The following is a 21962-nucleotide window of genomic DNA, read 5'->3' as shown; positions in this document are numbered from 1 at the left end:
TCACTTCCGTACCCGGTCCCTCGGCAGCCACAGGAGCATCAGCAGCGCCGCGGAGACCAGAATCCCCGTGCCCGTTCCGAACGCCAGCGCGTACCCGGCCGTCACCGCCTCCGGGGTCGTCGCACCGGCGGTGCGGGCCGCCGCGATCGTCGACAGGACGGCGAGGCCGAGCGCGCCGCCCATCACACGGGAGGTGTTGATGAGCCCGGACACGAGTCCCGCGTCCCCCGGCGCGGCGCCGGAGGTGGCGAGGGCCGCGAGCGGCGTCCCCGCGAAACCGGCGCCCGCCATCATCACGATGCCGGGCAGCATGATCGCGGTCAGGTACGAGCCGTGCGCGTCCATCGTGGACTGCCAGCCGAAGCCGGCCGCGGACACCAGCACACCGAGCACGGCGACATTGCGCGCGCCGATGACGGGCATGAGCCGTGGCGCGAGCTTGGAGCCGAGGATGACGGCGAGCGAGCTGGGCATCAGCGCGAGCCCGGCCGCGAGCGGGCTGTAGTCGAGGACGTTCTGGGCGTACAGCGTCATGAAGTACCACATGCAGAACATCGCGGCGCCGCAGCTGAACATCGCCGCGTTCGCCGCCGACACCGACCGCGTCCGGAAAAGCTTCAGCGGCATCAGCGGTGTCCTCGCCCGTGCCTCGACCGCGACGAACACCCCGAGGAGCGCGAGCCCGGCGCCCAGGGGCACCAGGGTCGCGGGAGCGGTCCACCCTTCCTGCTCCGTCTGCACGATGCCGTACGCGAGGGTCGCGAGGCCCGCCGTGACGAGCACCGCGCCCGGCAGGTCCAGCCGGCGCCGCTCCCCCGCGCGGCTCTCCGTGAGCCACCACACCCCCAGGGCGAGGACGAGCGCGCCGACCGGCACATTGATCAGCAGCGTCCAGCGCCAGGAGAGGGCGTCGGTCAGCACTCCGCCGACCAGTCCGCCCGCCGCGCCGCCGCCCGCGCCGACCGCGGTCCAGGTGGCTATGGCCCGTGCCCGGGCCGGGCCTTCGGGCACGGCCGAGGTCAGGAGCGTCAGCGTCGACGGGGCGAGGACCGCGGCGCCCAGGCCCTGCCCGGCGCGAGCGGCGAGCAGCTGCCAGCCCTCCTGGGCGAGCCCGCCGGCCAGCGACGCGGCGGTGAACAGCCCGAGCCCCACGAGGAACATCCGCTTGCGTCCGTACAGGTCCCCGGCCCGTCCGCCGAGCAGCATGAAGCCGGCGAAGGCGATCGAGTACGCGTTGACCACCCACTGCAGTCCCACCGCGCTCAGCCCGAGGTCGGCCCGCATCGACGGCAGCGCCGTATTGACGACGGAGACGTCGAGGACGACGAGGAACTGCCCGGCGCAGGCGGCCAGGACGACGGCCCACATACGCGCGGGACGCCGGTCCGGCGCGGATATCCGGGGGTCTGCTGTGGGTGACGGGGCTTGGACCATGACCGTCATGGTCCCAGGCACCCGACGGCCCGTACATCAGGATTTCGGCGTACGGATGCCGGGACCCCGGGTCCTAGGACCTCCGCGGCACGGTCACTTTCCCAGCACGGTCGCTTCCGCGGCACGGTCGCTTTCCCAGCACGGTCACTTCCGCAGCACGGTCACTTCCGCAGCACGGTCACTTCCGCAGCACGGTCACCACCGCCGCCCCGCCCAGCCCGATGTTGTGCGCGAGGGCCGTCCGGGCGCCGGGCACCTGCCGGTCCCCCGCCTCGCCCCGGAGCTGCCAGGTCAGCTCGGCCGCCTGGGCCAGGCCGGTCGCGCCGAGCGGATGCCCCTTGGAGATCAGCCCGCCGGACGGATTGACCACCCACCGCCCGCCGTGCGTCGTCGCCCCGGACTCCACGAGCGCGCCGGACCCGCCGTCCCGGCACATGCCGAGCGCCTCGTACGTCAGCAGCTCGTTGACGGAGAAGCAGTCGTGCAGCTCGATGACGTCGATGTCCTCGATGCCGAGGCCGGACGCCTCGTACGCGTCCCTGGCCGCGGCCCGGGACATGGGCCTGCCGACCACGTCGATGCAGGAGCCGGAGGTGAAGGAGTCGGCGGTGTCGGTGGCCATGGCCTGTCCGGCGATCTCGACGGCCTTGTCGTGCAGGCCGTGTTCGGCGGCGAACCGTTCGGAGACGACGAGCACCGCGGCGGCCCCGTCGGAGGTCGGTGAGCACTGGAGTCTGGTGAGCGGTTCGTGGATGGGCTTCGCGGCGAGGATCTCGTCCACCTCGTAGACGTCCTGGAACTGGGCGTTGGGGTTGCCCGCCGAGTGCCGGTGGTTCTTGGCGGCGACGGCGGCGAGCTGCCGGGCGGTGGTGCCGTGGCGTTCCATGTGCTCGCGGGCGGCGTTGCCGAAGATCTGGGCGGTGGGCGGGGTCATCTCGAAGCCGTGCCGGGCCGCCATGATCCCGTAGTGCCGCGCCACGGGTGACGTGCTGAAGTCTCCCCCGTCCGCTCCGCCGCCCAGCGCGCCCTTCTTCATCTTCTCGAAGCCCAGCGCCAGCACGCAGTCGCTGAGACCGCCCTTCACGAACTGTCGCGCCATCATCAGCGCCGTCGAGCCGGTCGCGCAGTTGTTGTTGACGTTGTAGACGGGGACTCCGGTGAGGCCGAGTTCGTACGCGGCGCGCTGGCCGGCCGTGGAGGCCTGGAAGCAGTGACCGACGGCGACCTGCTGAACGCGCTCGTACGGGACGCCCGCGTCGGCGAGGGCCGCCGATCCCGCCTCCTTGGCCATGTCCCAGTACTGCCAGTCCCTCGACTCGGGCTTCTCGAACTTCGTCATCCCGACGCCGGCGATGTAGCTCTTCATGGTCTCGTGGCTCCTTCAGTCTCGCGGCAGGCCGAGGATGCGCTCGGCGACGACGTTGAGCTGCACCTGTGTGGTGCCGCCGGCGATGGTCAGACAGCGCGACATCAGCAATCCGTGGACGGCCCGCTCGCCCGGCCCCTCCCGTACCGCGCCCGCCGGGCCGAGCAGTTCGAGCGTGAGCTCGGCGACCTTCTGCTGGTGCGGGGTCTGGACGAGTTTGCGTACGGACGCGCCCGCGCCCGGCTCGATGCCGTCGACCTGCATGAGGGTCGTCCGCAGCCCGATGCAGGCGAGGGCGTGCGCCTCGGCGGCGAGCGCGCCGATCCGGGCCCGGTAGGTGTCGTCGAGTCCGTCCGCCCGCCCGATCAGCTCCTCCAGACCGGTGTCGAAGCTCAACTGATCGGCCATGTGGACGCGTTCGTTGCCGAGCGTGTTCCGTGCGACCCGCCAGCCGTCGTTCACCTCGCCGACGATCGCGTCCGCGGGAAGCAGGGCCCCGTCGAAGTACACCTCGTTGAACATCGACTCACCGGTGATCTCCTTCAGCGGCCGGATGTCGATGCCGTCGGTGGCTCTCATGTCGACGAGGAAGTAGCTCAGACCCTTGTGTTTGGGGGCCTCGGGGTCGGTCCTGGCGAGGAGGATGCCGTGGTCGGCTCGGTGCGCCGCGCTCGTCCACACCTTCTGGCCGGTGATCCGCCAGCGGCCGTCCGCCGTGCGCTCGGCGCGGGTACGCAGGCTCGCGAGGTCGGAGCCGGCGCCGGGCTCGCTGAAGAGCTGGCACCAGAGGAGTTCGCCGCGCAGCGTCGGCAGCAGGAAGCGGTCCTGCTGCTCCCTCGTCCCGTACGCGATGAGGGAGGGAACCACCCAGGTGGCGATGCCGAGTTCGCTCACCCGGACCCCGGCGGCGCGCAGTTCGTGCTGGACGGCGAGCTGCTGGAGCGGGCCCGCGCCGAGGCCGTACGGGGGCGGCAGGTGCGGGGCGGCGTGGCCGGTGGGGGCGAGGACGCGGCGCGCGGCGGCCGGGTCCAGGCCCCGGGCGGGGGCGATTGCTTCGCGGGCCCGCGTACGGTACGGCTCGGCCTCCGGCGGTAGTTCCAGGCGGAGTTCGCGGCGCGCGCCGGCTGCCGCGAGCCCGACCGCGCGGAGCCGGTGGGCGTCGCCGGGGCCGAGGAGCTGCCGGGCGACGACCGCCCTGCGCAGATGGAGGTGGGCGTCGTGCTCCCAGGTGAAGCCGATGCCGCCGAGTATCTGGACGCAGTCCTTGGCGCAGCCGTACGCGGCGTCGAGCGCGGCCGCGGCCGCGAGGGCGGCGACCAGCGACGCCGCACCGGCGTCCGCATCGTCTCCGGCATCGGCGCCGATTCCGGTTCCGGTTCCGGTTCCGGTTCCTGTGCCGGTGTCGACGGCTCGGGCCGCGTCCCAGGTCAGGGCGCGGGCCTGTTCGAGCCGTATGAGCATGTCCGCGCACAGGTGCTTGATCGCCTGGAACCCCCCGATGGGCCGCCCGAACTGTTCCCGCACCTTGGCGTACTCGGTGGCGGTGTCCAGCGCCCAGCCGGCCGTGCCGCACGCCTCGGCCGCGAACAGCACGGCCGCGAGGTCCCGTACGAGCGCCGCGGGGGCGTCGAGGACCCGGTCCGCGGGGACGCCGACGGCATGCGCGGTGACCTCGGCCGTGGGACGGGTCGGGTCGGCGCTCTCGTGCGTACGTATCGACAGCCCGGAGGTGTCGACGGCGAGCAGGGCCTGGCCCGCGCCGAGGACGAGCAGGTCCGCGTGCCCGGCGCCGAGGACGGGCGGCGCGGTCCCGTCGAGCCGGTGGCCGTCCGGCACGGGGGCGGCGGTGAGGCTGCCGGGCCCCAGCGCCACGGCCCCGATGCGCCGCCCGTCGGCGAGCCCGGCGGCCAGATCGCCTCGCCCGGCGCGCGCCAGCACGGCGGAGGCGAGCACGGTGGGCAGATACGGGCCCGGCAGCGCGGCCCGCCCGGTCTCCTCCAGGACGACGGCGAGATCGAGAAGCGTCCCGCCCCCGCCGCCGTGCTCCTCGGGCAGGTGCACCCCGAGCAGGCCCTGCTCCACGGCGCCGTCCCAGTACCCGGGGCGTCCCCCGCTGCCGCACTCCGGCGCGTCGAGCAGCTTGCGCACGGTCTCCGGCGGGGCTGCACGCGCGAGCCAGCCGCGCACGGAGTCCGCCAGAGCGCGCTGCTCCTGTGTGATGGCGATGCCGCCGCTGTCCGTACCAGTGCTTGCACTGCCCATGAACCGGCAGACTAGAACACGTTCCAATCTGACGGAAGGTCAGAAACGTGGTGGATCGGAAAGCCGGTGAGATCGGAAAGCCGGTGGATCGCCGGACCACCGCTCAGCCGGGGAACGCGAGCGTGACGCCGCCGCCCTCCTTCACCGCCTCCACGGCCGCCTGGTGCACGGCCCTGCCGGTGTCCTCGTCGACGGCGGGTACGGGACTGCCCTCCACCGCGTACCACTCGGTCGCGCCGGTGTGCTGCACGGTCACCTGGGCCAGGCCGTCGATCCATGTGGTGTGCACGGTCAGGTCTCCCGTGATCGGACCTCCCTCCGTGGTCATCACCCCGCCCGTGCCGGCGACGATTCCCTGAGTGGTCCAGGTCGCCCAGGTGTCCATGGCACGCCTCCGCAGCAGTCCTGTGCACGTACGTATGTCCATCCTCTCCGCATTCCCGCCGACGCGCCCGGCTCACGCGCCGGGGGCGCCTCCCATGGACCGGAGCATCCCCATACCGCCGGTGCGCAGGAAGCGCACCACGAACGCCGCCGCGAGCAGCAGGAAGACGATGTTGAGCCAGGTCGTGTAGTCCCACGACACGCCCTCGTCGGGGACCTTCGCGCCCGACCGGTCCGGGACGATCCCGAGGGCCCCGAAGACGAACTCGACGACGTACGCGGCGACGACGATCGAGGCGTAGAACGTCCCGAGGATGAACGCGGCCGTCCGCACCCCGTAGTACTTCCGGTAGATGTTCAGGATCGGCACGATCAGCAGGTCGGCGAAGATGAAGGCGATCACCCCGCCGAAGCTGATCCCGCCCTGCCAGAGCACCACGGCGAGCGGCACGTTGCCCACCGAGCAGACGAACGAGGCGATGGCGACGAGCGGCCCGACCAGCGGGCCCCACAGCTTCGCGAGCAGCGGGTGCCCCTCGAAGAAGAACGCGCTCCAGAACGCGTCCGGCACCCAGGCGGCGACGGCCCCGGCGATGAGCAGGCCCAGTACCAGATCGCGCAGGATCGCCGCCCACTCCATCACGAAGACGTGCGCCGTGGCGGTGAAGCCCGCCGCGGACAGCAGCCGGCGCCGGAAGGAGCCCTCGCCCCCGACGGACATGTCCATGGCCGCGTGGCCCTCCATCGAGCCGGCCAGCCCGCGCCCGGCCTGCGCCCGTGCCTCACTGAGCAGCCGCTCACGCAGGAACAGCCGGAAGAGCACGGCGAGCGCCACGATCATGACCGGCCCGCCCGCGAACTCGGCCGCGGTGAACTGCCACCCCATCAGCAGCGCCAGGATGACTCCCAGCTCGACGACGAGGTTGGTCGAGGCGATCTCGAAGGCCATCGCCGCGGTGAAGTTCGCCCCCTTGCGGAACAGCGAGCGCGCGAGCGCCACCGCCGCGTACGAACACGACGACGACGCCACGCCGAGACCGGCCGCGGCGAGAAGGCTCCGCGGGCTGTCGTCGCCGAGGAGCGAGACGACCGTGGACTTGCGGACCACGGCCTGCACGACCGCGGACAGCGCGAAGCCGAGGATCAGGGCCCAGGTGATCTCCCACGCCATGGAACCGCTGAGGGACAGGGCGTGCAGTACGGCATCGAGCGCTGCGTCCATGCGCCTCACCCTCACCGTCCGCCCCGCGCGGGAGCCCCGCCGACACGGCCGCCGCGACCGTGTCCACCCGGTCGGGCCGGGCGGGTAGGCCCTGGGGGCACCGGGGCGCCCTCCGCCTACGATGTGACCGCCGAGTAGCGCTGCCCGCCGGAGGAACCCATGGCCGTCGCCCCCGCCGCCCCCAGGCCGAAGACCCTCGCGGCCTTCGAGGCCGCCAAGGGCTTCATGCCCGTGCGCGAAGGGCTGGCGCTCCACGCGGCCGCCGTCGAGGCCGGGGCGCTCGGGCTGCCGCTGCTGGAGGTCGGGACGTACTGCGGACGGTCCACGATCCTGCTCGCCGACGCCGCCCGCGAGGCCGGCACCGTCGCGGTCACCGTCGACCACCACCGCGGCAGCGAGGAGCAGCAGCCGGGCTGGGAGTACCACGACCCGTCGGTGGTGGACCCCGAGGTGGGCCTGATGGACACCCTGCCCGCCTTCCGCCGCACCGTGTACCGGGCGGGCCTGGAGGACCACGTGATCGCGGTCGTCGGGCGGTCGCCGCAGGTGGCGAAGGTGTGGGGCCGGGAGGTCGGGCTGGTCTTCATCGACGGCGGGCACACCGACGAACACGCCGTGAACGACTACGAGGGCTGGGCCCCGCACCTCGCCGCCGGCGGCCTCCTCGTCATCCACGACGTCTTCCCGGACCCGGTCGACGAATGGACCGGCCAGGCCCCGTACCGGATCTGGCTGAGGGCCCTGGCCTCCGGCGCGTTCACCGAGGTGTCGGCGACCGACTCGCTGCGGGTGCTGCGGCGCACGGGACCCGGGATCTGAGGGAAGGGGCCGGAGATCCCCTAGCATCACGACGTGCCGTACGACGTGAACCAGCCCCCCGTCCGGTCCCGCCGCCCGGTCCGCGGTGGAGCCCTGCTCGCGGCCGCCGCGCTGGCGGCGGCCTGCCTGTCCGGATGCGGCGGGCCGAGCGGTCCGCCCGAGGCCGGGGCCGGTGCCTCGCCGTCCGCCACGGCGACGGACACCCCGACCCGGCGCCCCGCCGGGACGCCGGAGCCCTCCGGGGACGCCAAGCCCGCGGACCCCGGCCCGGAGGCCGGCGCCGGCCCGCTCGCCGGAAAGGTCGTCGTGATCGACCCGGGCCACAACCCCGGCAACTTCCGGCACACCCGTGAGATCAACGCGCTCGTGGACATCGGCACGCACCGCAAGGAATGCGACACCACGGGCACGTCCACCAACGATGGTCACACCGAGGCGGAATTCACCCTCGATGTTTCACACCGCCTTCGCACCCTGCTGGAAAAGCAGGGCGCAAGGGTGCAATTCACTCAGGACGACGACCGGCCTTTCGGTCCCTGCGTGGATGAACGCGCACGTATCGGGAACAAGGCCTCGGCCGATGCCGTGGTGTCCGTCCACGCGGACGGCTCGGCGGCCGGGAACCGCGGCTTCCATGTGATCCTTCCCGCACTGGTGAAGGACGGGTCCGCCGACACCACGAAGATCGTCGGCCCCTCCCGCGAACTCGGCGAGCGCATCGCCGGGAAGTTCGTACGCGCCACGGGCAGCAAGCCCTCCAACTACGTGGGCGGCGGTACCGGGTTGGACGTCCGCGGGGACCTCGGCGGACTGAATCTGTCGACCGTTCCCAAGGTGTTCATCGAATGCGGCAACATGCGTGATGCGAAGGACGCGGCCCTGCTGACAAGTTCACAGTGGCGGCAGAAGGCGGCACAGGGAATCGCGGACGGCATCAGCACCTACCTGCTGGGGTAGACCCGAGAGGCGATAGATTCGTTTCCCGCCGGGTCGGGGGCCGCATGCCGGGACAGCCCGGCACCCGTACGATGGGGCCACCCCCGAGTTCTGCGCCGTGCACCGCCGACCGGCGGCACCGACGACCGCCCCGATGAGACGCAACCGACTAAGGACCTACACGTGAACATCCGCTCCCTCACTCGAGGCGATGGCGTGGTGATCGGAGCAGCGGTGGTGCTGTTCATCGCCTCGTTCCTCGGCTTCATCAGCGTCGACTGCCCGAGCGGCATCGACTGCTCCCGCGCGGACCTGCCGAACGCCTGGGACTCGCTGGGCACGGTGATGTCGATCTACATCGCCGGGATCATCGGTGCGGCGCTCATCGTCGTCGCCCGCGCGCTGCCGGGGCGCAAGGTCCTGGGCCTGGACATCGGCCAGTTCGGCGTCGCCCTGAGCGTCTTCGCCCTGTGGACGATGTTCTGGACGATCATCGACATGAACGCCGACGCCGGAGCCGGCGCGATCCTCGGCCTGCTCGGCACCCTGGTGCTGGCCGGTGCCGCGATCGCCACCCCGCTCGTGCCCGCCCTCAAGGTCGCCCTGGTCGGCCCGCCCAAGCCGCAGACCCCGCAGCCGTACGGCGCGCAGCCGCAGGGCGGTTACGGCTACCCCGGCGCCCAGCAGCCGCCGTACGGCGCGCAGCCGGGTCAGCCGCAGCCGTACGGTGGCCAGCCGCAGCCCGGACCGGCCGGTCCGGCGCAGGGCCAGCCGCAGGGCGGCCCGGCCCCGCAGGCCTCGGACTTCTCCCCGTTCTGGTTCGCGGTGCCGGTGGCCCGCCCGCTGTTCGCGGAGGACGGCTCGCAGACGCCGGTCGCCGAGCTGGCGCCCGGCACCTGGTATCTCGCGGTGGAGCAGCGCGGTCCCGGCCTGGTGGCCCAGACGCAGGACGGCCGTCGTGGCGTCCTGCAGGACACGAGCGGCATCCAGCGCGGCTGATCCGGCATCCTGCCCACAGCGCCTCGCGGCCCCTCGCCCTTCCGGGCGGGGGGCCGTTGCCGTACAGTCGCCCCCGGACAGCGAACTGACGGTTCGTCAGGCAACGTGCATCGTCAGGCATCTCGGACGTGACGGATGGGAGCTGGGCGTCATGCGGCTCGGACTCGCACTGGGGTACTGGGGCCGCGGTCCGAACCCCGCCCATGTCGACCTCGCCGTAGAGGCCGAGCGGCTCGGCTACGACTCGGTGTGGACGGCCGAGGCCTGGGGCTCCGACGCGTTCACCCCGCTGACCTGGATCGCCGCCCGTACCTCACGGATCCGGCTGGGCACGGCGGTGGCGCAGATGGCGGCCCGTACACCCACCGCCACGGCGATGCACGCGCTCACGCTCGACCATCTCTCCGGCGGCCGGATGCTGCTCGGTCTCGGGCTGTCGGGGCCGCAGGTCGTCGAGGGCTGGTACGGACGGCCGTTCCCGAAGAGCCCGCTGACCGCGACCCGCGAGTACGTCGACGTCATCCGCCAGGTCCTGCGGCGCGAGGGCCCCGTGGAGCTCGCCGGCCGCTTCCACACGCACCCGTACGCGGGCGAGGACGGCACCGGCCTCGGCAAGCCGCTCAAGCCGATCACCCACCCCCTGCGGGCCGGGCTCCCGGTCCTGCTCGGTGCCGAGGGGCCGAAGAACATCGCCCAGACGACCCGGATCGCCGACGGCTGGCTGCCGCTGTACTGGTCCCCGCTGCGGACGGACGTCTACGAGGCGTCGCTCACCGAACTGCCCGAGAACTTCGTCATCGCGCCGATGGCCAGGGCCCAGGTCTGCGACGACGTCGCGGAAGGGCTGCTGCCGGTCAAGGCGATGCTCGGCTTCTACATCGGCGGCATGGGCCATTCCGCCCGTAACTTCCACGCCGATCTGATGGCGCGCATGGGGTACGAGGACGCGGCCCGGCACGTCCAGCGGCTGTTCGCCGAGGGCCGCCGTCAGGAGGCGGTGCTCGCCGTCCCGGACGCCTTCGCCGACGAGATCTCGCTCGTCGGTCCGCGGCAACGGATCGCCGAACGGCTGGAGTTGTGGCGCAAGGGCCCGGTCACCGATCTGCTGGTGACGGCACCGGACCCCGCCACCCTGCGAGTGCTGGCCGAGCTGAACCCCTCGTAGCCGCACACCTCGTAGCCGCACACCTCGTACAGCGGAACGCCTCGCCACCGGACGGCTACGCGGCCTTCCCGGGCAGCGCCGCCACGAACTCGTCGACCGTGACGATCGCGTGCGCGTACGTGGGCGCGTTCACCTCGAAGGTGACTTCCACCTCCTCGGGCCGGAACGCTCCGATGGCGCCCCTGACCAGCGTGACGTGGTAGCCCAGTTCCTGGCCGATGCGGGCCGTGGTGTCGATGCAGGTGTTCGCGCGCATGCCGATGAGCACGATCCGCGAGATGCCGTACTGCTTCAGCAGCAGATCGAGGTCGGTGTTGGCGAAGCCGCTCGCCGACCAGTGCTCGTGCACGACGGGTTCGCCCTCGACGGGCCGGAAGTCCGGATGGAACTCACCACCCCAGGAGCCCACGGCGAAGAGCTGCGCCCGCGCGGTCGCCTGCTGCGAGGACGACAGGTGCCGCCAGTCCGCGTAGTCGCCCGGCGCGGTCCTGCGGTGCGGCACGAACAGGGTCCGGATCCCACAGGCCCGTGTCGCGGCCAGCACCTCGCGCATATGGCCGAGCAGACCCACCTGCTCGGCCACGGGCGCGGTGCGCGGCCACAGCTTGCCGCCCTCGGAGAGGAAGTCGTTGTACGGGTCGACCAGCAGAAGTCCCGTGTTCGCGGCGTTGTAACCGGCGCCGTCCGTCTCGTCGTTCATCGTCGTCCCGACCGGCCGCGGCCCGGCTACCCGCCGCTGAGCTGGGTCGCCGACGGCACCTTGTCCTTCACCTCGGCACCGGCGCTCTTGCCGGCGTTCTTGATGTTGGTGATGACGTCCTCGAAGGCGCCCACGTCGGACTCGTTCGCCTGGCCCTTGCGAAGCTTGGTGCCGAGCCCCTTCAGCGACTCGATGCCGGCGGTGATCGGCGCGACCGCCTTCGACAGCAGGGGGTCGCCCTTGGCGTTGTTCGACGCCGCCTTGAGCCGGTTGTACGCGAACGCGCCCGCGAGGCCCGCCTTCACCAGGGCGACCTTCTGGCCGTCCGCGCCCTTCTTGAACTTGCCCGCCCGGTAGGGCTTGACGATCCACTGGTACGTCGCACCCGCGGCGAGGCCGGCGTTGGCCACGAAACGGGTCTTGGCGAACTTCTGCTTCTCCGCCGAACTCGTCGGCGACGCTCCGCCGCCCGCCTCGTCGTCGCCTCCGCAGGCGGCGGTGCCGATGACGAGTGCGCAGCAGACCAGCAGCGCGAGGGCCGCGCGGCGTATCGGAGTGGGCATGGCAGTCCTCCCTGACCTCCCCGAGACCTCTGCGCAAGCGTCACCCGCGAGCGGGCGTTCCGCCACTCGGGCGAATCCCGACAGGTTTCGTTGAACTCAGAACGGCAAAGCGGAACCCATGTCCCCTCGTCAACGCAGTGGAAGTCACCAGGCGGCGGCGATCATCACCGTCGTCGCCGACGTCATGGCCGTCATCCTCGGCCTGTGGATCCTGATGTACCTACTGGAAGCGAACCGGGCCAACAGCCTGGTGGGCTTCATCCAGGACGCGGCCCGCTGGCTCGCCGGCTGGTCGTACGACCTGTTCACGTTCGACGACGACTGGGCACGGGTGGTGGCGGGCTACGGTCTCGCCGCCGTCGTGTACCTCGTCGTCGGACACGCCGTGGCCGGCCGCCTGCGCCGCCAGACCTGATGTCCGCGTCCGCGGGCGGGAGAGCCCCCCTGGCCCTCCCGCCCGCGGGCGGTCACTGGCAGCACTGCGGTTCGAGCCCGCGCGGCAGCCGTTCCCCGCCGAAGACGGCGGTGGTCGCCTCGTCTCCCCCCAGGGCGGCGACCGCCAGCAGCAGGGAGCCCGCCGTCCACGTCGTCAGCTCCTCCGGCCAGACGGCGCGGTTGCCCTCGAAGACGTAGCCCGTCCAGTAGAGGCCGTCGTCGGCGCGCAGGTGCTGGATGGACTGGAGGATCTCCAGCGCCCGGTCCGACTCCCCCATCGCCCAGAGCGCGAGCGCCAGTTCACAGCTTTCGCCGCCGGTCACCCAGGGGTTGGGCAGCACACAGCGCACCCCCAGCCCGGGAACCACGAACGCGTCCCAGTGCTCCTCGATGCGGGCCTTCGCCTCGGCGCCGGTGAGGGCGCCGCCGAGGATCGGGTAGTACCAGTCCATCGAGTAGCGCGACTTGTCGAGGAAGCGCTCCGGGTGGCTGCGCACGGCATGGCCGAGCGCGCCGGTCGCCAACTCCCAGTCGGGCTGCGGCTCCTCGCGCTCCTCGGCGATCGCGAGGGCGCAGCGCAGGGCGTGGTAGACGGACGAACTGCCGGTCAGCAGCGCGTCGTCGACGACCGCACCGCCGTCCTCGGGAGCTTCGCGCTTCCAGCCGATCTGGCCACCCGGCTGCTGCAGCCGCAGGACGAACTCGATCGCCGCGTAGACGGACGGCCACATCCGGTCGAGGAAGACGTCGTCGCCGGTGGCGAGGTAGTGGTGCCAGACGCCGACGGCCACGTAGGCGCAGAAGTTGGTCTCGCGGCCGCGGTCGGTGGGCCGGTCGGCGTCGCCGTCGTGGTACGCGGCGTACCAGGAGCCGTCCTCGTTCTGGTGCCGTGCCAGCCACTCGTAGGCGCGCGCGGCCGCGGCGTGCTCGCCCGCCGCGTCCAGCGCCATGGCCGCCTCGGTGTGGTCCCACGGGTCCAGGTGGTGCCCGCGGAACCAGGGGATCGCGCCTTCCTCACGCTGGACGGCGAGGATGCCGGCGACGGTCTCCGCGGCCTGGTCGGCGGTGAGGACACCGGGCAGGACGAGATGCTCGGTGCGGCCGGGACCGCGCCAGGGCACGGTCACTCGCCCACCTTCGGTGTGTGCGGCTTCGTCGCGTAGGCCACGAAGCTCTTGCCGACGACGGGATTGAGCAGCTGCTCCGCGAACCGGGTCGCGAAGGGCTTCTTCATGATGTCCCAGACGAGCAGCTTGTGGTACGCGCGCACGGGCAGCGCCTTGTCGTTGTCGACGCCGAAGGCGCACTTGAGCCACCAGTACGGCGAGTGCAGCGCGTGCGCGTGGTGGGTGCCGTACGGCTTGAGGCCTGCCTCGCGCATTCTGGCGAGGAGTTCGTCGGCCTTGTAGATGCGGATGTGGCCGCCCTCGACCTCGTGGTACGCGTCCGAGAGCGCCCAGCAGATCTTCTCGGGGCCGTAGCGGGGCACGGTGACGGCGATCCGGCCGCCGGGCTTGAGCACCCGGACCATCTCGGCGAGGACGCCCTTGTCGTCGGGGATGTGCTCCATCACCTCGGAGATGATGACGACGTCGAACGACTCGTCCGGAAAGGGCAGGTTGAGCGCGTCGCCCTCCATGGCGGTGGCGCTCGCGCCCTCCGGGGCCTCCCCGGCCTCCTTCATCGCCGCGAACCACTTGGCGACCTCGCGGATCTCCTCGCCGTTCTGGTCGAGGGCCACGACCTGGGCCCCGCGCCGGTAGCACTCGAACGCGTGGCGCCCGGCACCGCACCCGAGGTCGAGCACGCGGTCGCCCGGGGCGAGCGGAAAGCGGGAGAAGTCGACGGTCAGCACGAGGTCTGCCCTTCCGGATGGGTCACGGCGCCCGCGTACGGGGCGCGCCTTGCAGAGTCTGCGGGCCACCGGCCCGCACGCGCGGTGCGGGCCCCGGCCCACGGCGCGGTGCGCCGGGAGGTCATCGGGCACCGGCCGGGGCCGTGCGTGCCTCGATCGCCTCGCGGTAGAGGTCCGCCGTGCCCTGGGCCGCGCGGGTCCAGGTGAAGCGGGACAGGACGCGGGCGCGGCCCGACGTACCGATGCGCCGGCGCAGCGAGACGTCGCCCAGGAGTCTGCCGAGCGCGTCGGCGAGGGCGGCCGCGTCGCCCGGCGGGACCGCGAGAGAGGTCTCGCCGTCGGGGCCCGCCACCTCCGGGATGGCCCCACCGGTCGTGGCGACGAGCGGGGTGCCGGTCGCCATGGCCTCGGCCGCGGGCAGCGAGAACCCCTCGTACAGCGACGGCACGCATGCCACCTGTGCGCTGCGCACGAGGTCCACGAGCTCCGCGTCGGAGATGCCCTTCACGAACTCGACGGCGCCCTGGAGCCCGTGCCGTTCGATCATCCGCGCCACCGGCCCGTCCTCGGCGCGCTTGCCGACGACGACGAGGTGCGCGTCGGGGCGCTCGGTACGGAGCTTGGCGAGCGCCTCCACGAGGAACACGAGGCCCTTGAGGGGCACGTCCGCGCTGGAGGTCGTGACGATCCGGCCGGGCACCTCGGCGACCGAGGGGTCCGGTGAGAACAGGTCGGTGTCCGCGCCGATGTGCACGACCCGCACCAGTTCGGGCCGTACGCCGAGGTGGTCGGTGATCTCCTGCTGCGAGGAGCCGGAGACGGTCAGCACGGACGGCAGCCGGCGCGCGACCCGCTTCTGCATGCGCGTGAAGCCGTACCAGCGCCGTACCGAGGCGCGCCGCCGCCAGTCCGGTGCGGCGTCGAGCTCCAGCTGCCGGTCGACGGTGATGGGGTGGTGGATGGTGGTGACGAGGGGCGCGCCGAGGTCGCCGAGCAGGCCGTAGCCGAGCGTCTGGTTGTCGTGGACGACGTCGAACTCGCCGCGGCGGGCCAGCAGGTGACGCCGGGCCCGCAGGGAGAAGGTCAGCGGTTCCGGGAAGCCGCCGGTCCACATCGCGGCGACCTCGAGCCGGTCGATCCAATCGCGGTACTCGCCCCGCTTCGGCGTGCGGAAGGGGTCGGGCTGCCGGTAGAGATCGAGGCTGGGCAGCTCGGTGAGCGGCACGCCCTCGTCGAGTACGGGATAAGGCTGCGCGCCGATCACCTCGACGCTGTGTCCGAGGCGGGCGAGCTCCCGCGACAGATGCCGCACGTAGACGCCCTGGCCCCCGCAGAACGGGTTGCCCTTGTAGGTGAGGAGAGCGATGCGCAGTGGTCGGTCACCGACACCGGCCGCACCCGCACGGGGCCCGGCCGCTATGGCCTCAGCGGTCACTCACGGCCCCCTTCTCACTCCACTTTTCGCCGGAGCGTAACCGCTCGCGCTAATCTAGAACAAGTTTCACACTTGATCGTTCTTGATCGCTCAAGGAGCATCGAATCTACCGGCAGGTAGCGCTGCTGTAAGGCCCGGATCAGGTGATTCGCGCCACGGCGCGGAGCCCTGCCATGCTGTGCCCTCCGAAGCTCCGGGGGACGCGAACGGAGACGGGCGTCACCGGGAACGGAGACAGCGCGTTACCGGAATTGGGGACGGGGGCAGGAGACATGACCGCGGAAGCCAGGACAGCGGTTCCGTCGGTGACGGCGGTTCCGGCGACCCCTCCTCTGACGGAGCGCCAGGAGGCCAGGCGCCGGCGCATTCTGCACGCCAGCGCGCAGCTGGCCAGCCGGGGCGGCTTCGACGCGGTACAGATGCGTGAGGTCGCCGAGGCCGCCGGGGTCGCGCTGGGCACCCTGTATCGCTACTTCCCCTCCAAGGTGCATCTGCTCGTCGCCACCATGCAGGACCAGCTCCAGCATCTGCACACGACCCTGCGCAAGCGCCCGCCGGCCGCGGAGAGCTCGGCGCAGCGGGTCGCGGAGACGCTGATGCGGGCGTTCCGCGCGCTCCAGCGCGAGCCGCACCTGGCGGACGCGATGGTGCGGGCGCTCACCTTCGCCGACCGCAGCGTCAGCCCCGAGGTGGACACGGTCTCGCGCCAGACGACGGCGATCATCCTGGACGCGATGGGCCTGGAGAACCCGACGCCCGAGCAGCTCTCCGCGGTCCGGGTCATCGAGCACACCTGGCACTCCGCCCTGATTACCTGGTTGTCCGGACGCGCCTCGATCGCCCAGGTGAAGATCGACATCGAGACGGTCTGCCGCCTGATCGACCTGACGGACCCGGAACGGGACCCGCGTCAGGAGCGGGTCCCGACCCCGGGGCGAGGCCGGTCGGGGCGCCGGCCCACCGGCTGAGTCCGGAGCCGGCACCGCGACTGCCTCCGACTCCGGTCCCGACTCTGGACTTCGGCCGGGCTCCGACCCTGAACTTCGGCTCCGGCTCCGGTCCCGACTCTGGACTTCGGCTCGGGCCCCGACTCTGGACTTCGGCTCGGGCCCCGGCTCCGGTTTGAGGAGGGCCGGAGCTACTCCTCGGGCGGGAACACCGTCTCGCCGGTGTCCGGCAGGGTGATCAGGATCGCCTCGACGGGACAGCCCTCGGCCGCCGCGAGGATCTGCTCGTTGGCGTCGGTGTCCGGCTCGGTGGGGTGGGACTGACGGGCGGAGTCCAGCTTGAATCCGTCCGGTGCGTTGCTCACGCACATGCCCGAGCCGATGCACACGCCCCGGTCGATCTCGATGTGCCAGCGGTCGCCCATCAGCCTTCGCTCCCGTATCCCGACGGCAAATGCACCATTTTGTACTCAAAGTACTCGCCGAAGCCCTCGGGACCGAACTCCCGCCCCAGACCGGAGTTCTTGTATCCGCCGAACGGGCCAAGCATGTCGAGGCTGAACGTATTGACGTTGTACGTGCCGGTCCTCACCCTGCGGGCGAAGTCGATGCCGTGCTCGACGTCGGCGGTCCATACGCTGCCGCTGAGCCCGTAGTCGGAGTCGTTGGCGACGGCGGCGGCCTCGGGCTCGTCGCCGTACGGCAGCAGACAGATCACCGGCCCGAAGATCTCCTCGCGCGCGATGCGCATCGAGTTGTCGACACCGCCGAAGAGTGTCGGCTCGACGTACCAGCCGCGGTCGAGACCGGCCGGCCGGCCGCCGCCAGTGAGGATCTTGGCGCCTTCCTCCTGGCCGATGCGGATGTAATCGAGCGAGCGCTGCCGCTGACGGTCCGCCACCAGCGGGCCGACCTGGGTCGCCGGGTCCAGCGGGTCGCCGGTGACCAGCGCGCCGGCCGCGGCGGCGAAGGCGTCGGCGAACTCGTCGTAGCGGGCGCGGGGCACCAGGATGCGGGTCTGGGCGACACAGGCCTGTCCGTTGTTCATCCAGGCCGCCGGGACGATGCCCTGGACGGTCGCGTCCAGGTCCGCGTCGGGCAGGATCACGGCGGCGGACTTCCCGCCCAGCTCCAGGGTGACGCGCGTGAGATTGCGGGCGGCGACCTCCATCACGCGCCGACCCGCGGCGACCGAGCCGGTGAAGGAGACCCGGTCGATTCCGGGGTGTCCGACGAGGTACTCGCTGACCTCGCGATCGGCGGGCAGGATCGACAGCACACCCGCGGGCAGCCCGGCCTCGCGGGCGATGTCGGCCAGGATGTACGCGTCGAGGGGGGACTCCGGCGAGGGCTTCAGCACGACCGTGCAGCCGGCGAGCAGCGCGGGCGCGAGCTTCGCCGCGGCGACGAACTGCGGAACGTTCCACGGGACGACCGCCGCGACCACACCGACCGGCTCCCGCCGCACCAGCAGCGGCCCGAGCACACCGGTGCGCCGCTCCTCGTACGTGAAGTCCCGGGCGACGGTGATGGCCGCGTCCCAGACCATCATGGCGCCGAGCGCCTGCGCCAGGACGCTCCAGGAGTACGGGGACCCGTTCTGCGAACTGATCGAGCGGGCGATCTCCTCGTGCCGTACGGCGATCGCGTCCTTGATCCGCCCCACGATCTCGACGCGCTCCTCCAGCGACGTCCGCGGCCAGGGGCCCTGGTCGAACGCGGCACGCGCGGCCGCGACCGCCCGGTCCACATCGGCCCGCGACGCGTGCGGGACGCGTCCGATGACCTGCTCGGTGTGCGGCGAGATCACCTCGATGGTGTCCGCGCCGAGGGGATCGACCAACTCCCCGCCGATGAACAGCTTTCCGTGCTCGATCAGTTCGGTCATGGCGACTGCCTCCCGCGCACCGGGGTTCCACCGGGGGATCTTCTGACACTGTTTCAGAACTGATACCAGTTCTAGTTGAACTAAGCCAGACGCGGGACCGAATAGGCCCCCACCAGCGGCTTTGCCGCTGGTGGGGGCACGCCTCATGCGGCGGCCTGGGCCGTCCGATGTGTGCTACGTCTCATTCGCGGGTTGTTACACCGGACCGGCGGCCGGTGTCTCCATGCCGAGCCCACAACGCGAAGGAGACATGATGAACGGGAACGTCGAGGTGGTCGTGGTCGGCGGCGGGTACGGGGGCGTGACGGCGGCCAACCGCCTGGCTCGGCGCGATGGCGTGTCGGTGACCCTGGTCAATCCGCGTCCCGACTTCGTCGAGCGGATCCGCCTGCACCAGTTGGTGGCCGGTTCCGACGACGCGGTCGTGGGCTTCGACGAGGTTCTGGGCGGGAACGTCCGGCTCGTGGTCGACACCGTGACCCGGATCGACGCCGCCGAGCGCCGGGTGTCGCCGGCGGGCGGTGGCCCTCTCCCCTACGACTACCTCGTCTACGCGGTGGGCAGCGGCGCCTGTGATCCCGGCGTGCCCGGAGCCGCGGAGTTCGCCCATGCGCTGTCGGACCTCGAGGGGGCGCAGCGACTGCGGTCGGCGCTTGCCGCTACGCCCGCGTCGGAGCCGGTGACCGTGGTCGGCGCCGGGCCGACCGGCCTGGAGACCGCCGCCGAGCTGGCAGAACTGGGCCGCAAGGTCACCCTGGTCTGCGGCGACGTGCTCGGCCCCTCCCTGCACGCCCGGGGCCGCCGCCCGGTCGCCCGCCGGCTGGCCGAGCTGGGTGTGACCGTCCTCGAAGGTCCCCGTGCGCGGGTGACGGAAGTGACGCGCGACGGCGTACGGCTCGAGGACGGCCGCGAGCTGCCCAGCGCGGTGACGATCTGGACCGCGGGATTCCGTGTCCCGGACCTGGCCGCCCGCAGCGGGCTGCGCACCGACGCCGAAGGCCGTCTGGTCACCGACGCGACGCTGACCAGCGTCGACGACGTGCGCATCGTCGCCGCCGGGGACGCGGCGGTGATGACTGACCGGCCGTTCCGGATGAGCTGCCAGGCCGCCGTACAGCTGGGCCCGGCGGCCGCCGACACGATCCTGCGCCGCATCGCGGGGAAGACACCCGCTCCCGTCCGGATGTTCTTCGCCGGGCAGTGCCTCAGCCTCGGCCGGGACGAGGGCGTCACCCAGTTCTCCTACCCGAACGACAAGGTGAACGCGCTCAGCATCGGCGGGCGGCCCGGTGCCGGCGTCAAGGAGATCGCCTGCCGGTTCACCCTCAACAAGTTGGTGTCCGGGGCGCGGAAGGCCAGTTCCCGCGCATCCCGCGGCACCGGCGCCGACCGCCCGGAATCGCCTGAGCCGGAACTCCGCACGACGCCGTCCGGCAGCCGACGTCCCGCCTAGCCGCCAAGCGCTCCTCTGTGGGCCGGACCGACCGGTCCGGCCGGAGGAGGACCGAGCCGCAGTGCCCCTGATCAGTGGGGAAGCTGCCGGCGACGGGCCCCGTCACCAGACTGGGTACATGTCCCACGGCCTGCTCGCGGCACGTGGGTACGACCACGAGAGAGCGAAGCGCACGACATGAACGACCACGTCACCGACCCCGCGACGGAGGCCTTCGTCGCCCACCGGGACCTGCTGTTCACCGTCGCCTACGAGATGCTCGGATCGGCGGCGGACGCCGAGGACGTCCTCCAGGAGGCCTGGCTGCGGTGGGTCAAGGTCGACCTGGCGCAGGTGCGGGACCAGCGTGCCTACCTCGTACGGATCACGACCCGGCAAGCGCTCAACCGGCTGCGCACCCTCAAACGGCGCAAGGAGGCCTACGTCGGCCCCTGGCTGCCCGAGCCCCTGCTGACCGCGCCGGACGTGGCCGAGGACATCGAACTGTCCGAGAACCTGTCGCTGGCACTCATGTTCATCCTCGAAACCCTCTCACCGACCGAACGCGCCGTCTTCGTGCTGCGCGAGGTCTTCGACATCGGCTACGACGACATCGCGGCCGCGATCGACAAGAGCCCCGCCGCCGCACGCCAGATCGCCCACCGCGCCCGCCGGCACGTCGACGCCCGTCGGCCGCGCACACCGGTTTCCCCGGAAGAGGCCCGGGCAGCGTTGCATTCGTTCCAGCGCGCGCTCGTGACCGGGGACCTCCAGGGTCTGCTCGACGTACTCGCCCCGGACGTGGTCTTCGTCAGCGACGGCGGCGGCCTCAAGCTGGCGGCCCTGCGGCCGGTCGTCGGCGCCGACAAGGTGCTCCGCTACATGGCCGGAAGCCTCGCCAAGGCCGGCGGCGCCTTCACCAGTGAGTCCACCACGGTCAACGGCAACCCCGGACTCGTCCTGCGCCTGGACGGCGTGATCGACGGTGTGCTGGCCTTCCGCGTGGAGAACGCCCGCGTCACCGGCCTCTATTACGTCCGCAATCCCGAGAAGCTCACCCGCGTCGAGTCCGAAACCCCCCTCACGTCCCGCTGACCGTCCCCGACCGTCGCCCGACCGTCCCCCGCGACACGGTCGACCGCGGCGTTCATGCCGGATGGAGAACCGCTCCCCCGGAGCCGCGCGGATGGCAAGGTGTGAGGGCTCGTATCCGCGTGATGGAGGAGAACCTTCGGCATGGCCGTCATCCACCGCACCACCCTCAAGCCGACCAAGCTGGAACTGCTCACTTCCTGGCTCCCGTCCCGCCCGTGGTACTGCGGCGGGGCGGGCGAACCGGAGTTGGCCAAGGCCGGCGGCTTCCGGCTGGATGACCCGCAGGGCGAGGTCGGGATCGAGTTCATGGTGGTCACCGATGCCTCAACTCCCCACCCGACCGCCTACCTGGTCCCGCTCACCTATCGCGGTGCCCCGCTCGCCGGCGCGGAGCACGCTCTCATCGGCACCATGGAACACGGGGTGCTGGGACGGCGCTGGGCCTACGACGGCTGCCACGACCCCGTGCTGGTCGCCCAGTTGACGGCCCTGATCGACGGCCGGGTACAGGCCCAGGACCAGAACGTCAGTGACGTCCCGGACCGGGAGGTCACCCGCTCCTACACCGGTGAAGGCGCCCTCTCCACGGACGTGGCCGGCACAGCCGCCGACGACCGGGAGAGCACCGAGCTGCCCGCACCGCACGGCATGACCCTCCGCCTGCACCGAGTCCTGCGACCTGCCCCGGACGACCCGACCCTCCCTCCGCACGGGGCGACCGGCCACATCGCGGGCGCCTGGCACCTGCCGGACGGCACCCGCGAAACGGGGCTCTTCGCGGTCCTGCACACCGGCCGCCGGGCCGAGGCGCACTGACCCGGGGGCCAGGGCGGCGCCGGGCCGGCCCGCGGTACGGAGTGCTCAGACACGCATGAGTACCTGCGCGCCGGCCGGTCGTGGCGCGAGCCGCGACAACTGCGGAGCGGACCGTCTACTGGGCGGCGGGGCACAGCGGCGCGGTCGCGGTGTCCGGCACGGCTTGCGGGGCGCGCGCGGGGGCAGCCGGGGATTCCGGCGAACGACTC

21 protein-coding genes are annotated in these 21962 nt (G+C 72.0%); 9 read left to right on the top strand and 12 right to left on the bottom strand.

All coding sequences use genetic code 11. The annotated features are described in order from the left end of the window. The 5 genes from ACIQMR_RS01475 to ACIQMR_RS01455 all read right to left on the bottom strand — a co-directional run bounded on the left by ACIQMR_RS01475 (position 1) and on the right by ACIQMR_RS01455 (position 6668). Entirely contained in the window at positions 1-1443 is a 1443-nt protein-coding gene (locus ACIQMR_RS01475) for an MFS transporter (protein ID WP_401381558.1), read from the bottom strand. Between the two features lie 169 nt (positions 1444-1612). After that, positions 1613-2800 (bottom strand): lipid-transfer protein, encoded by a 1188-nt coding sequence (locus ACIQMR_RS01470; protein WP_401381556.1) that lies wholly within the window; start codon positions 2798-2800, stop codon positions 1613-1615. A 15-nt stretch (positions 2801-2815) separates the two neighbouring features. After that, positions 2816-5062 carry an acyl-CoA dehydrogenase gene (locus tag ACIQMR_RS01465; protein WP_401381554.1) on the bottom strand — a complete coding sequence of 749 codons (2247 nt, stop codon included), beginning with the start codon at positions 5060-5062 and terminating at the stop codon, positions 2816-2818. A gap of 103 nt (positions 5063-5165) precedes the next feature. Next, positions 5166-5447, bottom strand: a complete 282-nt coding sequence (locus ACIQMR_RS01460) for a hypothetical protein (RefSeq protein WP_266374550.1) — start codon at positions 5445-5447, stop codon at positions 5166-5168. 72 nt (positions 5448-5519) lie between these two features. Continuing rightward, positions 5520-6668, bottom strand: coding sequence for a permease (locus ACIQMR_RS01455; protein ID WP_401381551.1), 1149 nt, complete (start codon positions 6666-6668; stop codon positions 5520-5522). 159 nt (positions 6669-6827) lie between these two features. Here ACIQMR_RS01455 and ACIQMR_RS01450 point away from each other — a divergent pair, with 159 nt between their 5' ends. The 4 genes from ACIQMR_RS01450 (at position 6828) to ACIQMR_RS01435 (ending at position 10587) form a co-directional block, all read left to right on the top strand. Next, the gene (locus tag ACIQMR_RS01450) at positions 6828-7487 is read left to right on the top strand and encodes a class I SAM-dependent methyltransferase (RefSeq protein ID WP_401381548.1); all 660 of its coding nucleotides are present in this window, start codon (positions 6828-6830) and stop codon (positions 7485-7487) included. 33 nt (positions 7488-7520) lie between these two features. Further along, positions 7521-8444 carry an N-acetylmuramoyl-L-alanine amidase gene (locus ACIQMR_RS01445; RefSeq protein ID WP_401381546.1) on the top strand — a complete coding sequence of 308 codons (924 nt, stop codon included), beginning with the start codon at positions 7521-7523 and terminating at the stop codon, positions 8442-8444. A 162-nt stretch (positions 8445-8606) separates the two neighbouring features. After that, the gene (locus ACIQMR_RS01440; protein ID WP_401381543.1) at positions 8607-9422 is read left to right on the top strand and encodes a hypothetical protein; all 816 of its coding nucleotides are present in this window, start codon (positions 8607-8609) and stop codon (positions 9420-9422) included. A gap of 151 nt (positions 9423-9573) precedes the next feature. Beyond that, positions 9574-10587 (top strand): LLM class F420-dependent oxidoreductase, encoded by a 1014-nt coding sequence (locus ACIQMR_RS01435; protein WP_401381540.1) that lies wholly within the window; start codon positions 9574-9576, stop codon positions 10585-10587. 55 nt (positions 10588-10642) lie between these two features. Here ACIQMR_RS01435 and ACIQMR_RS01430 read toward each other — a convergent pair whose 3' ends face one another. Further along, positions 10643-11287 (bottom strand): cysteine hydrolase family protein, encoded by a 645-nt coding sequence (locus ACIQMR_RS01430; protein WP_401381538.1) that lies wholly within the window; start codon positions 11285-11287, stop codon positions 10643-10645. 26 nt (positions 11288-11313) lie between these two features. Continuing rightward, positions 11314-11850 (bottom strand): hypothetical protein, encoded by a 537-nt coding sequence (locus ACIQMR_RS01425; protein WP_401381535.1) that lies wholly within the window; start codon positions 11848-11850, stop codon positions 11314-11316. Between the two features lie 118 nt (positions 11851-11968). On the opposite strand from ACIQMR_RS01425, the gene ACIQMR_RS01420 reads away from it, so the two are divergent. After that, positions 11969-12265 (top strand): hypothetical protein, encoded by a 297-nt coding sequence (locus ACIQMR_RS01420; protein ID WP_401381533.1) that lies wholly within the window; start codon positions 11969-11971, stop codon positions 12263-12265. A 52-nt stretch (positions 12266-12317) separates the two neighbouring features. On the opposite strand, the gene ACIQMR_RS01415 is transcribed toward ACIQMR_RS01420, so the two are convergent. The 3 genes from ACIQMR_RS01415 to ACIQMR_RS01405 all read right to left on the bottom strand — a co-directional run bounded on the left by ACIQMR_RS01415 (position 12318) and on the right by ACIQMR_RS01405 (position 15575). Further along, the gene (locus ACIQMR_RS01415) at positions 12318-13412 is read right to left on the bottom strand and encodes a prenyltransferase (protein ID WP_401381530.1); all 1095 of its coding nucleotides are present in this window, start codon (positions 13410-13412) and stop codon (positions 12318-12320) included. Further along, a complete protein-coding gene (locus ACIQMR_RS01410) occupies positions 13409-14140 on the bottom strand; it encodes a class I SAM-dependent methyltransferase (protein WP_266374532.1) in 732 nt (243 codons plus the stop codon). The genes ACIQMR_RS01415 and ACIQMR_RS01410 overlap by 4 nt, the downstream gene beginning before the upstream one ends. A gap of 121 nt (positions 14141-14261) precedes the next feature. Beyond that, complete coding sequence (locus tag ACIQMR_RS01405) at positions 14262-15575, bottom strand: glycosyltransferase family 4 protein (RefSeq protein WP_401381527.1); 1314 nt, start codon at positions 15573-15575, stop codon at positions 14262-14264. Positions 15576-15847: 272 nt separating this feature from the next. On the opposite strand from ACIQMR_RS01405, the gene ACIQMR_RS01400 reads away from it, so the two are divergent. Further along, positions 15848-16543, top strand: coding sequence for a TetR family transcriptional regulator (locus ACIQMR_RS01400; RefSeq protein WP_401381524.1), 696 nt, complete (start codon positions 15848-15850; stop codon positions 16541-16543). A 170-nt stretch (positions 16544-16713) separates the two neighbouring features. On the opposite strand, the gene ACIQMR_RS01395 is transcribed toward ACIQMR_RS01400, so the two are convergent. Continuing rightward, entirely contained in the window at positions 16714-16947 is a 234-nt protein-coding gene (locus tag ACIQMR_RS01395; protein ID WP_401381522.1) for a ferredoxin, read from the bottom strand. Beyond that, positions 16947-18410 (bottom strand): aldehyde dehydrogenase, encoded by a 1464-nt coding sequence (locus ACIQMR_RS01390; protein ID WP_401381520.1) that lies wholly within the window; start codon positions 18408-18410, stop codon positions 16947-16949. The genes ACIQMR_RS01395 and ACIQMR_RS01390 overlap by 1 nt, the downstream gene beginning before the upstream one ends. Before the next feature lie 253 nt (positions 18411-18663). Here ACIQMR_RS01390 and ACIQMR_RS01385 point away from each other — a divergent pair, with 253 nt between their 5' ends. The 3 genes from ACIQMR_RS01385 (at position 18664) to ACIQMR_RS01375 (ending at position 21753) form a co-directional block, all read left to right on the top strand. Beyond that, entirely contained in the window at positions 18664-19863 is a 1200-nt protein-coding gene (locus tag ACIQMR_RS01385) for an NAD(P)/FAD-dependent oxidoreductase (protein WP_401382618.1), read from the top strand. A gap of 177 nt (positions 19864-20040) precedes the next feature. Further along, positions 20041-20937, top strand: coding sequence for an RNA polymerase sigma-70 factor (locus tag ACIQMR_RS01380; RefSeq protein ID WP_401381518.1), 897 nt, complete (start codon positions 20041-20043; stop codon positions 20935-20937). Positions 20938-21078: 141 nt separating this feature from the next. Continuing rightward, positions 21079-21753 carry a 1,4-alpha-glucan branching protein gene (locus ACIQMR_RS01375; protein WP_401381515.1) on the top strand — a complete coding sequence of 225 codons (675 nt, stop codon included), beginning with the start codon at positions 21079-21081 and terminating at the stop codon, positions 21751-21753. The last annotated feature ends 209 nt before the right edge of the window (positions 21754-21962 follow it).

Source organism: Streptomyces sp. NPDC091376, from assembly GCF_044757085.1.
In the GTDB taxonomy this organism is placed as follows: domain Bacteria; phylum Actinomycetota; class Actinomycetes; order Streptomycetales; family Streptomycetaceae; genus Streptomyces; species Streptomyces pratisoli.
This window is presented reverse-complemented; position numbering and strand designations above follow the sequence as displayed.

Bases quoted from the DNA above. Each gene is read 5' to 3' on its own strand.
- ACIQMR_RS01455 (WP_401381551.1), bottom strand. From the start codon at position 6,668: ATGGACGCAGCGCTCGATGCCGTACTGCACGCCCTGTCCCTCAGCGGT.
- ACIQMR_RS01465 (WP_401381554.1), bottom strand. From the start codon at position 5,062: ATGGGCAGTGCAAGCACTGGTACGGACAGCGGCGGCATCGCCATCACA.
- ACIQMR_RS01420 (WP_401381533.1), top strand. From the start codon at position 11,969: ATGTCCCCTCGTCAACGCAGTGGAAGTCACCAGGCGGCGGCGATCATC.
- ACIQMR_RS01470 (WP_401381556.1), bottom strand. From the start codon at position 2,800: ATGAAGAGCTACATCGCCGGCGTCGGGATGACGAAGTTCGAGAAGCCC.
- ACIQMR_RS01460 (WP_266374550.1), bottom strand. From the start codon at position 5,447: ATGGACACCTGGGCGACCTGGACCACTCAGGGAATCGTCGCCGGCACG.
- ACIQMR_RS01475 (WP_401381558.1), bottom strand. From the start codon at position 1,443: ATGACGGTCATGGTCCAAGCCCCGTCACCCACAGCAGACCCCCGGATA.
- ACIQMR_RS01400 (WP_401381524.1), top strand. From the start codon at position 15,848: ATGACCGCGGAAGCCAGGACAGCGGTTCCGTCGGTGACGGCGGTTCCG.
- ACIQMR_RS01390 (WP_401381520.1), bottom strand. From the start codon at position 18,410: ATGACCGAACTGATCGAGCACGGAAAGCTGTTCATCGGCGGGGAGTTG.
- ACIQMR_RS01425 (WP_401381535.1), bottom strand. From the start codon at position 11,850: ATGCCCACTCCGATACGCCGCGCGGCCCTCGCGCTGCTGGTCTGCTGC.
- ACIQMR_RS01385 (WP_401382618.1), top strand. From the start codon at position 18,664: ATGAACGGGAACGTCGAGGTGGTCGTGGTCGGCGGCGGGTACGGGGGC.
- ACIQMR_RS01380 (WP_401381518.1), top strand. From the start codon at position 20,041: ATGAACGACCACGTCACCGACCCCGCGACGGAGGCCTTCGTCGCCCAC.
- ACIQMR_RS01450 (WP_401381548.1), top strand. From the start codon at position 6,828: ATGGCCGTCGCCCCCGCCGCCCCCAGGCCGAAGACCCTCGCGGCCTTC.
- ACIQMR_RS01395 (WP_401381522.1), bottom strand. From the start codon at position 16,947: ATGGGCGACCGCTGGCACATCGAGATCGACCGGGGCGTGTGCATCGGC.
- ACIQMR_RS01375 (WP_401381515.1), top strand. From the start codon at position 21,079: ATGGCCGTCATCCACCGCACCACCCTCAAGCCGACCAAGCTGGAACTG.
- ACIQMR_RS01430 (WP_401381538.1), bottom strand. From the start codon at position 11,287: ATGAACGACGAGACGGACGGCGCCGGTTACAACGCCGCGAACACGGGA.
- ACIQMR_RS01435 (WP_401381540.1), top strand. From the start codon at position 9,574: ATGCGGCTCGGACTCGCACTGGGGTACTGGGGCCGCGGTCCGAACCCC.